Below are 13,502 nucleotides of genomic sequence, written 5' to 3'. Positions count from 1 at the left end.
TATGAATAATTCTATTGCAATAATCGGAATATCTTTTGAATTACCAAATATTAAAAATTGGGATGAATTAAGAGAGTCATTATATAGTAAATCTTCCTACATTGGAGAGATGCCCGAACATCGCCTAAAGGAAATTCATGAAGCTTTTGGAGAAATAGAAATGTCCAGAGGAGGTTATCTGAATGAAATAGATAAGTTTGACAATGAACATTTTGGGTTTACAGAAAGAGAGTCCTTGAGAACTTTTCCCGAGCATCGGCTTTTTTTAACAAATGCAATTAAGGCCTTTTATAATGCAGGTTATAATGAGACTTCTTTAAAAGGAACAAAGACAGGTGTTTTTTATTCTGCAGCAAAGTCTGTCTATCATAATTATGCCAGCATTTCGGACGTTTCTTTTTTAGATTTTGATTTTGTAAAGGGAATAGAAGCAACTCGATTAGCAAAGTATTTGGATTTAAGAGGACCGGTTGTAGCAATAAGCACTTCTTGTTCCTCTTCGTTAGTAGCTTTAAATGCCGCCAGACAAAGCCTTAATACTAATGAATGTGATATGGCCATTGTAGGAGGAGCCAAAACACTGTCACTTACCAAATCAGGAATGGATGATAATGTTGTTCATTCTCAAAAAGGAGAGTGTAGACCTTTTGATCAGGAAGCAGATGGAATGGTAAACGGAGAAGGAGCAGTCTTTTTTGTATTAAAGCGTTATGAACAAGCAGTAAAAGATGGAGACGCCATTTTTGGCGAAATAAAAGGAGCAGCTTTAAATCATGGAGGGAACAGGATATCCAGCCTAACAGCACCAAGTTCTGAAGCCCAAAAAGACGTTATCTTACAAGCCTGGGATAATGCAAAAATAGATATAAAAAAGATGCGTTTTATCGAAGCCCACGGAACAGGAACAATCCTTGGAGATCCTATTGAAGTAGAAGGAATAAAACAAGCTATATACAATTTGAATCCTCCTCCAAAAGAAACCCCTTTTGCCATGAGTTCATTCAAAGGTCAGATTGGACATTTGGATTTTTTAAGTGGATTAGCAGGCTTACTTAGATTAGTAGCAGCATTAAATTTTAAAATAATTCCAGTGCAGGCAAACCTTAATAAGTTAAATGATTTTTTCGATTTGAAAGACATAGGCTTATACGTTCCAACATCTACAGAACCGTGGGATTCTAAAGAAAACGAAAGGGTAGGAGGTGTAAGTAGTTATGGATTGACTGGTACCAATGTACACGTAGTGGTTTCTCAAAATGAGGCTCATATAACAAGGCTATATGAGCCTAAGAAGATTAATTACTTGCAAATCAGTCATAAAGATGAACGAAAGTTTAAACTCTATAAAGATTACCTGATCAAAAAGATTGAAGGTATTGATAATGATAATGATGTTAATAGATTATGTTTAAAACTTAACAAAATTTTTCAGGTTGATAAAGAAAACCAGGCAATAATTTATTCTTCAAAACAATCTCTTATCTCTGCCTTAAAATCAAAATCAAATAATCCAGATCACGAAATAATTTTTATGTTATTAGATTTGGATATTCTTGAATACTCAAAAGAATCTATAAAATTAATTCTCGACGAAAATAGGTTTATCAAAAGGCAGTGGGATGAATATGTAGCCTTGGAGATTGAAGATATACAAAATGCCGCTGCTTTGAGTACCCTAGTTCAGTATGCAATATATAAATATCTATTTGATAAATTTGGGGCGAAAATTAAATTAATTACTACCAAAGAGGATAGTACTATAAATTTGTTACTTAAATCAAAAATTACGGTAGAACAAGTTATTAATAATAGTTCAGTTAATGAACAGAAAGTAAAAGACTTTGATGAAGAATCATTTAGAAAATACCTGAAAAATAATCTCTCTTTTAAAGAAGTAGTATTAATTGATTTCTCAAAAAAGGAAAAAAATAGATTTGATGATCTAAACTTAAACCTGAAAGTTATTGATGGTTTATTGCCTGATAACGACAGGTTTCAATTGTATTCCAATATATTGGATTCAGGAGTAAATCCTCTTATGACAAGTGTAACCCCTATCTTTAATAATATTGAACTTCCATATTTTTTCCCAAAACGTTTTTGGCCTGAAGTAAAAGAAAACCCTTTAGCAGATAAGCTTAAAAGAAAAGAAATTACAAGAGATGATGTTAGAACAATAATTACAAAGGCTTGGTATTCTGTGTTAGAAACGAATGATATTAATGATAAAGAAGATTTTTTTGAAATAGGAGGATCTTCACTGTTAGCTTTAGAAATGATAGATGAAATAGAAAAAAATATAGAAGGAGTAAAAATTCCATATGAAGATATTTATACTCAGTCTACTATCTCAAAACTAGAAGAGTTAGTTTTTCTACAGTTAAATAACACTTCAAAACACATTGTCAGAAAGGAAAACACAACGCCAGAATTAGATAAAACTAGAGTGAAATCCGAAATTAGAAATATCTGGGTTTCATTATTAGAGCTGGAAGACTTTAAAGACGATGATGACTTTTTTGATCTGGGAGGTTCTTCTCTGTTAGCTTTGGAAATGATAGATGAAATAGAAAAAAATAGTGGTATCAAAATACCTTATGAAGATATTTATTCTTGTTCGACTATTTCCAAATTATTAATAAAGATATTCCCTGAAACTGATGATAAAACTACTAACGATAAAGTTGTCTCCAAAAATGATACAAAACTCAGAGAAAATCAATATAGCAAGTTAATTAGTGATATTAAGAAAGAAAACTTGGTGAAAGAAGTTCCCGGAAAAATATTTATTACAGGAGGGACAGGGTTGCTGGGAATGGCGGTAATTGATTATTTGATGACTAATACTAACTCGATATTGTATTGTTTGATTAGAAAAAAAGAGAGCTATTCATCAGAGCAGAGATTTTGGTCAATTTTTGAGAATTATTATGAGGTTTTCGATAAAGAAAGAATACATATCATTGAGGGAGATTTGTGTTTGCAAAACTTAGGGATTAAAAACTTGGAGAAAGAACTTCCTAACATTGACATGATATTTCACATAGGAGGAACCCCAGAATATATTAGTAAAAAAAGAAAAGAAGAGCACGTAAATTATCTTGGAACAAGAAATATCGTGGATTTGGCAAACCTAAAGAAAATAAAAAAGCTCAATTTTATTTCGACAGTTTCTGTGGCAGGAAAAAATGAAAGTTTTGATATAGATAATTTTTATGAGACCGATTTTTTTACAGGTCGGCAGACCGCAGGAACAATCCACTCTTCTTCAAAGATTATGGCTGAAAAATATATTTTGGATAACTATAACTTTAATGGTAAAATTTTTAGAATTTCTAATATTGGAGGTAGATATAAAGATGGATTTTTTTCTCATGATAAAAATCTTAACAAAAATTTAATGTGGTCAAAATTAAAGATATTGTGCGAGCTGGAATGTTATTGTAAAGAGATATTAGAAGAAAAATCTAGAATTAGTTTTTTTCCAGTTGATGTTTTATCAAAAGTAGTATCCGAAATTTCATTCACACATACAAACCATTTAAATGTTTATCATATTTTACCGGAGAGAAATTTTTCTAATGGAGAAATTCTAACTGCATTAAAAGAAACTGGTGTTTCACCAAAATGTGTTTCGTCTAATGAGTTTAACTCTTATATGAAAAGTAATAACTATGTTTTAGGAACTGATAATTCAAACAATATTAAGAACGAGTTTACTTTTAGAAACGATGCAACCATAGAGACTTTTTTGAAGCTTAACTTTGAAAAAGAAACAAATTATGATTTCCTTGTATATCTAAAACGCTTAATACTAGCAAACTTAAAATTACCACAGGATGTAATTGATTCAGAACTTTAAGTATGCATAAAATTTCTGAATTTAACAGTAAAAAGTAGTAGATTTATGACACTGTTTTGTAAATCATTTAGTTAGGAAGATTAAAAACGCATCTTACAAATTACACAAATCAAAATTTAAGATAAATGAATAAAAACTTAAAGGTGATTATAGCAGGACTATGTTTTATAGTAACCTGTATAACAACACAAGCACAATCGATAAAATCTATTTCAGGAAATGTTGTTAACTCTAATAATACGGCTGTTTTTGGTAATGCACTTTTATTATCTTCAAGGGACTCAACTATGATAACAGGAACCAGTTTCTTGGAAGGTAAATTTGAATTATTAAATTTAAACCATAAGAAAGTAATATTGAAATTAACTTCTTTAGAATTTCAAGACACCTATGTTGATGTGGAATATAGTAATGAAGAAAATGTTGAATTGGGAGATATTGTTGTATCAGAAGCACAAAATGAATTAGAAGAGATATTAGTTGTTTCTAAAGCTTCTTTAGTAAAAGAAAGAGCAGATGGTTCTTTAGAGGTTAAAGTAGCTAATACAAATTTAGCAACAAGCATATCGGTGAATGAAATATTGAGTAAATCTCCTGGAGTATTGGTTGACCAAGCTTCAGGTATAAATGTTTTTGGAAAAGGTAATGCTATAGTCTTTATAAATGGCATGAGAGTTGCTAACGAGCGTTTGTCAGCTCTTTCTCCTTCCACTGTAGAAAAAATTGAAATTATAACCAACCCAGGACCACGCTATGATGCCGAAGGCAATGCAGTAATCAATGTTGTCACAAAACGAAACATTGATGAAGGCTCAAAGGGAGTGATTAAAAACTATTTTAGTTATAGTGATTTTGCTGGAAATAATAACAGAACAAATGTTAGTTATAGTTACAAAAAAGAAAAATGGTCAATCAGTAGTAACTATGGATTACTAATAGGTGATGATAGATGGCTTAAAAAAACTACAAGAACCAGAAATGTTACTGGAGATTTTTTTAAATCTGATATAGAATTAGATTGGTTGTACGAAAACGAGAACTTTTCTAATTATAGTTTGGGTGTTCAGTACGATCTTGATAAAAATAGTTATATCTCATTAGAATATAATGGGGCATATGAAGATATGGGTGGAAATCAATTGAGTAATAATATAATTACAGATACAAATGTAAGCACTTATAATAGTACCTTAAAAATAGATGACCTTGACTTGAAGAACATTATAAATGTTAATTACTATTCTAAATTGGATACCTTAGGTTCTAATTTGTTTATAGGAAGTCAATATGGTAGCTATAATAATGAGTTTGACAATGATATAAATGAATCTAGGACAGTTAATAATGTGCAAAGTAATTCTTTGATTAATAATAAGGGAGAAGGTAAGATAAAGATTGTTAGTGCTCAATTAGATTATACCAAGGCTTTTAAAAATGGTACATCTATAGAAGCAGGAGGTAAGTTTGGGTACGTTAATAACAAATCTTTTACTAATTTCTTTGATGTTCAAAATACAGGAGAGGCAATAAGAGATGAGGATTTATCAAGCAATTTTGAATATAATGAAAGAGTTCCAGCGGGGTACGTCAATTTGAAAGGGAAAATAAATGATAAAATCAATTATAGTATAGGTACGCGAGTAGAGTTGACAGATTATGAGTTGTTTACAGATGTAGATGGAGGAGTGACTGTAGAAGATAAGTATGTAAATGTTTTTCCTAATGCATCCTTTACCACAAAATTGTCAGATGAGACAAACATTTATTTTACATACTCATCCAGAATTAGTAGACCTTCTTATGAGTCATTAAACCCATTCGTAATTTATCAAGATGAATTCACCTCTATAAGGGGGAACTCTGATTTACAACCGGCAAAAATTCATGCTTTTGAAATAGGTGGTTCATATAATAAGTGGAGTTTAAAAATAGGATACACTTATACTAATGACCGTATTTCTAGAGCTGCTTTTCAATCTGATGAGGATCCCAGGGAATATGTTTTACAAAGTCTAAATTTTGATAAAGAACATTCTTATTTTGCTTCACTAACGAAAAACTTAAACCTAAAATGGTGGAGGTCGACTAATACCATGAGTGTTAGCTATAATGATTTAATTGATGACACTAATGTTTTTCAAGTCAGAGATAATATATTTAACTATTATTTCTATTCTCAAAATAGTTTTGATTTAAAATCATGGGCAACTATTTATTTGACCGGCTGGTATTTGAGTGATCTTCAGGATGGAATTTACTTAAGAAAAAATCAAGGTGCTGTTAATATTGGTGTTGAAAAAAAAATGTTCAACAATGCTATAAAATGTAATCTCGATTTTAATGATGTTTTTCATTCGATAAGAGCTGATGGAGATTATAAATCTGGAAGTACCGATATTGTTTATGAAAATACTTTTAACACCAATTATATACGCTTTTCTGTTTCCTACAACTTCGGGAGGTTAAAAAAATCCGGTTATAAAAATAAAGATGTCGGAAAATCAGAAGGAAGAAGAGCCCAATGACTTTTTTATTTTAGTAATCACTATTAAATCGTAAAATATGCAATTGTTTTTACTTCATTTTGCCGGAGGGAGTTGCTATTCATTTGATTTCTTAAAGAGAAATATAAGTTCTGATATCAGCTTTATTCCTTTGGAGATACCTGGTCGAGGAAGAAGGTTTGGAGAAGATTTACTTAAAACAAAAGAATTAGTAGTACAAGATTATTTTGACCAAATTATAGAGCGAAGAAATAATCAGCCTTATGTAATTTATGGACATAGTATGGGGGCGACTATGGGGCTATATGTTGCAAAAAAAATGGAAGATTTTGATGATCCTCCAAATCATTTAGTAGTTTCAGGAAACCCTGGTCCAGGAATTAAGGAGTTTGATGGAGAAAAAGAAAAGAAAAGGTATTTAATGAACGACAAAGACTTTAAAGAAGAACTAAGAGAATTAGGAGGAGTCCCAGAAGAAGTTCTTGAAAATAAGGATTTGTTCGATTTTTTTAGTCCTATAATGAGAGCGGATTTCGAAGTGTTGGAAAAAGACCATGATTCTGAAGCAGATTTTGTGTTAAAAACCTCTATTTATGCATTAATGGGATCTGAAGAAAAAAGTAAAGATAAAATTGAAAACTGGAATCGATTTACTACAGGTAAATTCCAATTTAAAATTCTAAATGGAGATCATTTTTTTATAAACAACCACTCAGAGCAATTAACAAAAATTATTGAAACTCCACTTTTTGATAGTAAGGTTGTAAGTTTAAAATAAGAGTTTTAATAAGCTCCAGAATTATTAAATACAAGGCTGCAAGTATTCTTGTACCAGTTAATTTACCCGGTTTCCTCCTTTAGATCATAATGATCATCTCTATGTAATAGCCCCCTTTGGTTGGGGTTGTAATATCAATCTTAATCGTATGCAGTAGACCACTACATACATAAACACTTGAAAAATGTTAAAATTAAAACCGAAGGACATAGTTCTTCTACTATTGTATGCGATACCCAACACTATTTTAAGTTTTGGTATTATATATATAATCAATAATGTCCTTGCAGGAAACGAAGAGTTTTTAAAAGATTATATGATCATAGTTTTTTTATCAGCTGTTGGGTATACATATCTGCTAAATATCATTTTTCAAAAAGGATTGAATAAGTATGCCTTTAAGATATTGTATGAAAATGAAAAAAACCTGTTTAACCAAATATTGAAAGCTCCCCTAAAGACTCTTGAAAAATTCGGGACTCAACGTTTTTATACAGCCATGGAAGACTTACGGATTTTTTCTAATTTACCATATACAGTTACCCATACGGTAAGTTCTTTACTAATGTTAGTATTAGGTGTCGTTTATATGTTTACACTCTCTCCAATATCCGCAGGAATCGTTCTTGCTCTTATTATATTGGTAGCGGTATGTTATTTCGTTGTTATGAACACTATGTCAAGTCAGGTCGGAAGCTTAAGGAAGTTTAATGAACATTATTATAATTATGTAGATGATTTGATTTTGGGATTCAAAGAGTTAAAATTAAGTGCGTCTCGAAGAAAAAATATAATGGAAAAATACCTAGGACCTAATAGGGATGATTCTGAAGATTTGGATTTTAAAATCAATTATGTTTTTCTTTCAATTAACATGATTAGTCAATATGGGCTATATGCTGTTATTGCGGCTGTTTTATTTGGCCTGCCTGCTTTGGGATTATTAGAGAGAGAAGATGTAATAGCATATGTTGTAGTTATTCTTTTTATCTCAGGACCGATTAATAATTTAATAAACCTACAGCAAATGTATACCCGTTTTATGGTTGCGAATAGAAGGATTAAAAATTTCATGAAAGATTTTGAAATTGATGATACAATAGCAAAAACAATTGAGAAAAAAGATCTCTACTTTAATTCTTTGGAATTTAAAAATATGTCTTTCGATTATGATAATGAAAGTGAAGAAAAAACTTTTGCATTAGGTCCTGTAAACCTTACGATTAATGAAGGAGAGGTAATATTTATAGTAGGAGGGAATGGATCAGGAAAAAGTACGTTTATTAATGTATTAACAGGTCTATATCACCCAACGGCAGGAGAAATCATCCTAAACAATGATGAAAATCTAAACATTAAAGATAATCTGCAAGATTCAATGACAGCCATTTTTACCAACAATCATATATTTTCTCATAACTACGATGACTATACCACTCAGAATAACGAAGAATATAGAGAGTTGTTAAAAACTATGCAGCTAGATCAGGTTGTTGCCGATGATAAAGAGGAATCTGCAAGAAGAAAGTTCTCTAAAGGGCAAAGTAAACGAATGTCTATGATTTTTGCTTTACTCGAGAAAAAACCAATTTTAATATTAGATGAATGGGCGGCTGATCAAGATCCACATTTTAGGAAATATTTCTACGAAGAATTAATTCCGAAATTTAGAGCAGAAGGAAAAACTATTATTGCAGTTACTCATGATGATGCTTATTTCCATCTTGCCGATCGTATTATTAAGTTTGATTACGGAAAAATTGTTAAAGATGTAAACGTAAATAATAAGATCGAACTTACCGAAAGCCTTTGGGCATAAAACTTACCTTTCTTTGTTTTTGAGAAATCAAAAACAAAATCATTTAACTTAGAGAATATCGATATGAAATTGACGCTTCCTCAACAAGATGTCTATTTTGAGCAATTGTTATATCCAAAAGAACCTATTTACAATATAGGAGCCAAAATAGCAATTAAAGGCAACATAAATTTTAAAACCTTGAATGATGCTTATATCAAATTGATAGAACAACATGATGCATATCGGAGTATAGTAGTATATAGAGATGCAAATGCCGAAATAGAAATCTTACCCGAACATAAATCATCTCTGGATTTTATAGATTTTTCTTATAAAGATCAGGCAGATACTTTAGCAAATGATTTTATGCAAAATACATTTGAAGAGCCTTTTGATTTTAGTACTCGAAAACTATTGCACAAGTTTATTTTGGTTAAAGTAAATAGTACGTTTCATTATTTGTTTTCAATGTACCATCATATTATTACTGATGGCTGGGGAACCTCCTTAATGTTCCAGAGGTTAGTTCAAAATTATAATGAACTCATTAACTACGGAGAAATAAAAACTCAATATCCATATAGTTATACAGATTTTGTGGTAGATGATGAAAACTATCACAGTTCTGATGCTTTTGAAAAAGATAAATTGTATTGGACAGAGAAGTTTAAAACGCTACCAGAACGCTTATTCGAAAAAACAACTGATACTATTCATACCAATACGAGTAGTCGTCAAGAGTTAATTATCAAAAGAGTAGTTTATAATAAACTAGTAAATGTTGCTAAAGAATCTAAAAGCTCCACTTTTCATGTGATATTGGGGATTTTATATCTCTATTTTGGTCGAAAACATCAAAATATGGATTTTGCGATAGGGCTTCCGGTGTTGAATAGAAGTAAATCAGTTTTTAAAAAAACGGTCGGTCTTTTTATGGGGGTTTCTGCCTTACGTATGTCACTCGATTTCGAAAATACTTTTGAAGATTTGGTATACAATATTAAACAACAACTTAGGCAAGACTATCGCTATCAACGTTTTCCATTAGGAAAATTAGTACAAGAGTTAGATGCTTTTAAGGATAAAGATAGGTTGTTTAATATTACGTTATCATATGAAAAACAAAATTACGCAGACCATTTTGAGAATACAAAAACGAAAGTAATTCCACTCTCTCATAGATCAGAACGAGTAGCCTTGGCGGTATATATTCGTGAATTCGATGAGCAGGATGATGTAAAAATTGATTTTGACTATAATCTCAGTTTTTTTGACGAAAATTCGATAAAACAAGTGGTCACACATTTTGAACAACTGATTTCAGAAATTAGTATAGATCACAAGAAAACCTTATCGGATTATCAATACATAACACCTGCTGAAGAACAACTATTATTAAATACTTTTAATCAAACACAATATAATTATCCAAAAGAAAGAACCTTATTATCTTTTTTTACTGATCAAGTAAAGAAAAATGGAGATCAGATAGCTGTGCAAGATAAAAATAGAAGCTATTCTTATCAGGAGTTAGACCATAAATCAAACCTTGTAGCAGACTATTTATTACGCAATTTCGGGAATAAGGATCAGTCCCCCATAGCAGTTTTAATGCATCGTTCGGTAGACTTTATAGCAGTGCTAGTAGGGATATTTAAATCGGGAAGAGCATATGTCCCGTTAGATCCAAGTTTTCCTATAGAAAGGCTTAAATACATAATAAATCATAGTAAGGTAAAGTGTATTATTGGAGATAATGATCTACAAGAAGTATTAAAGAATAAGATAAAATATGTAAATGCAGACGAGGTCATCAATCATGATAACCTCAATACATTAAAAACCATTAAGGAAAAGGTTTTTTCGGATCTAGCTTATATCATTTATACCTCTGGCTCTACCGGAAACCCAAAAGGTGTTGCAGTTGGACATCAATCACTATTAAATTTCTTATTAAGTATTCAACAAAAACACAACATAACATCAGATACCCTATTGTATTCGGTTACGACGCAATCTTTCGATATTTCTATATTAGAATTTTTTATTCCCTTGATATCAGGAGCCACATTATATGTGGTAGATAAAGATACTTTGATAGATCCCTTGTCTATATTAAAAGAGTTAGAAAATATTAAACCCAACATAATCCAGGGAACCCCCAGCTTTTATCAAATGTTGTATAATGCAGGCTGGAGTGGTGATAAAGAACTAAAAGTATTATGTGGAGGGGATCTTTTAAGTGAATCTTTGGCAGAAAATTTATTACAAACCTGTGCAGAGGTATGGAATATGTATGGTCCTACAGAAACTACTATTTGGTCAAGCAGTAAACAAATTAACAAACCAAAAGATGCTTCAAATATAGGAGAACCAATTCATAATACTAAGTTTTATATACTAGATGGATCATTACGATTAGTACCCCAGAATACCTCAGGAAATATTTATATAGGCGGAGATGGATTGGCTAAAGGGTATTATAAAAATGAAAAATTAACAGCAGAAAAATTTATAAAAAATCCTTTTGTCGAAGGAGAAAAAATTTATGACACAGGAGATATTGGTAAATGGAATAACGTTGGTGAAATTCAATTTTTGGGTCGTAACGATCATCAGGTAAAGATTAGAGGATATCGTATCGAATTAGGAGAGATAGAAACCAAACTGAATCAATTATCAGGTATAAAATCTTCAGTAGTTATTGCTAAGAAAGGAATGAATCAAGAAGCTTACTTAGTAGCATATGTTGTTTTTAATCAAAAACCAATAAGTGCCGATAGGATTACTAATGTTTTGCGTAAGGAATTACCAGAGTATATGATACCATATATAATTGTTCCTATAGAGGAGTTTCCTTTAACTCCTAATAAAAAAATAGACCGAAAATCTTTAATACTTCGAGATGTAAATCCTTTAGAAACGAAATCAAATTTTAAAAAACCGACTACAGAAATAGAGATCATACTTTGTAGACTTTTTAAAGAAGTAATAGAGTTAACAAACAAAATAAGTGTAACAGATAATTTTTTTCAATTGGGTGGGCATTCTTTGAATGCAGTAAGATTAATTGGTAAAATTGAAAAAGAATTGGGGTTCCATGTTTCATTAAGAACTGTTTTTGAATACCCAACTGTTGAGATGTTATCTGGGTTTTTGGAAAAAATGGAAACTCAACAATTAACAGTAATACCATCGACCAAGATAAAACCTCATTATCCATTAACATTACCACAATATGCTATATGGCTAGCTTCATTTCAGAGTGAAAAGTCCATTGCCTATAATATGTTTAGATCGTATAAAATAGAGGGTAAGTTTGATAAGATTTTACTGGAGAAAGTATTTAGGAATATTATTAGTAAGTATGAAATATTAAAAACAAATTTTGTTGAATATAAAGGATCTCCACGTCAAAAAATAAGAGAAGGGAAAGAAATTATTTTTGAAATCGAAGAGTTTTTTGTTGAGAGTTCAAGTCTGAAAAAAGCATTAGAAACCTACGCAAATAGAGAATTTGATTTAAAGAACGACACATTATTACGACTTGGGTTGTTCAAAGTACCTAGTGGGCAAAGTATATTACTTTTTGTTACACATCATATTATTATGGATGGATGGTCACTAGAAATTTTGATAAAAGAAGTTGTAAATAATTATAGAGCATTAGTTTCGCAAACGAATTTTGAAAAAAAATTACTGCCCCTTCAATTCAAGGATTATGCAGTTTGGCAACATGAAATTGAGCTCGAAAACAAGAGTGAAAATCGTAATTTTTGGAAACAATATTTGGATCATTATCAATGGAGGAGTTTGATCACCTATGATCTGGAAAATGGTGAGTTAAGTGAAAAATATACTGGTAGCTTCCACCGTTTCAATTGGGATAAAGTGTTTCTTGCAAACATGGATAGCATAGCATTAAAACAAAAAATCACATTCCATACTCTTATTGTTACGGCATTTTATGTATTGATTTATAAAACTGAAAGGCTTAATGACATTTGCATTGGGACTATAAATTCTGGACGACCCTTTTCAGATTTACATTCCCAAATAGGGATGTTTGTAAAAACATTACCCTTACGATTAAGAATAAGTCCTGAACAATCACTAATAAATCTATTGCAAAAAGTGCAAGAGGATATGTTAGTAATAGATAAGCATCAAGATATTCCCGAGGATATTCTAAGTCAGTTACGATTAGAAGCAATTATAGTGTTGCAAAATCCAACCTTTAATTATGAAAAAATTAAAGTAAAAGAAGATTTTGTATTAGATTTTCATCCTGTAGATGCAAAATATAATAGGCTTCCGCTATTAATAAGTTTTTCTATAAATGAAGAGTTTTTACATGGTTCTATTTATTATGATACTAGCAAGTATGAGAAGGAAACCATTGAACTACTAGTTTCAAAATTTAAGAAAATTTTGGAAGAAATAATAATTGATACTAATGTGTTAATAGAAGATATAGATATCGAATTGGCTTTTGAAAAAGAAAAATCTATCGAAATAGATTTTAGTTTTTGATAAGCCATAAAACAAAAAAGCAAA

At 30.7% G+C, this 13,502-nt stretch carries 5 protein-coding genes; all 5 read left to right on the top strand.

The genetic code is table 11. The annotated features are described in order from the left end of the window. The first annotated feature begins 1 nt into the window (after position 1). The 5 genes from C1X07_RS16180 to C1X07_RS16160 all read left to right on the top strand — a co-directional run bounded on the left by C1X07_RS16180 (position 2) and on the right by C1X07_RS16160 (position 13,478). Positions 2 to 3,862 (top strand): beta-ketoacyl synthase N-terminal-like domain-containing protein, encoded by a 3,861-nt coding sequence (locus C1X07_RS16180; RefSeq protein WP_103071071.1) that lies wholly within the window; start codon positions 2 to 4, stop codon positions 3,860 to 3,862. Between the two features lie 125 nt (positions 3,863 to 3,987). Continuing rightward, positions 3,988 to 6,387, top strand: a complete 2,400-nt coding sequence (locus tag C1X07_RS16175) for an outer membrane beta-barrel protein (RefSeq protein ID WP_103071070.1) — start codon at positions 3,988 to 3,990, stop codon at positions 6,385 to 6,387. A gap of 37 nt (positions 6,388 to 6,424) precedes the next feature. Beyond that, positions 6,425 to 7,144, top strand: coding sequence for a thioesterase II family protein (locus tag C1X07_RS16170; protein ID WP_103071069.1), 720 nt, complete (start codon positions 6,425 to 6,427; stop codon positions 7,142 to 7,144). Positions 7,145 to 7,328: 184 nt separating this feature from the next. Continuing rightward, positions 7,329 to 8,963: a cyclic peptide export ABC transporter gene (locus C1X07_RS16165; protein WP_103071068.1), complete on the top strand. Its 1,635-nt coding sequence runs from the start codon at positions 7,329 to 7,331 to the stop codon at positions 8,961 to 8,963. A gap of 63 nt (positions 8,964 to 9,026) precedes the next feature. Further along, positions 9,027 to 13,478 carry a non-ribosomal peptide synthetase gene (locus C1X07_RS16160; protein WP_103071067.1) on the top strand — a complete coding sequence of 1,484 codons (4,452 nt, stop codon included), beginning with the start codon at positions 9,027 to 9,029 and terminating at the stop codon, positions 13,476 to 13,478. Positions 13,479 to 13,502: the final 24 nt, after the last annotated feature.

It is taken from the genome of Aquimarina sediminis, from assembly GCF_002895435.1.
Classification (GTDB): domain Bacteria; phylum Bacteroidota; class Bacteroidia; order Flavobacteriales; family Flavobacteriaceae; genus Aquimarina; species Aquimarina sediminis.
This window is presented reverse-complemented; position numbering and strand designations above follow the sequence as displayed.

Excerpts from the sequence above, each read along its gene's own strand:
- C1X07_RS16160 (WP_103071067.1), top strand. The coding sequence starts at position 9,027 with ATGAAATTGACGCTTCCTCAACAAGATGTCTATTTTGAGCAATTGTTA.
- C1X07_RS16175 (WP_103071070.1), top strand. The coding sequence starts at position 3,988 with ATGAATAAAAACTTAAAGGTGATTATAGCAGGACTATGTTTTATAGTA.
- C1X07_RS16170 (WP_103071069.1), top strand. The coding sequence starts at position 6,425 with ATGCAATTGTTTTTACTTCATTTTGCCGGAGGGAGTTGCTATTCATTT.
- C1X07_RS16165 (WP_103071068.1), top strand. The coding sequence starts at position 7,329 with ATGTTAAAATTAAAACCGAAGGACATAGTTCTTCTACTATTGTATGCG.
- C1X07_RS16180 (WP_103071071.1), top strand. The coding sequence starts at position 2 with ATGAATAATTCTATTGCAATAATCGGAATATCTTTTGAATTACCAAAT.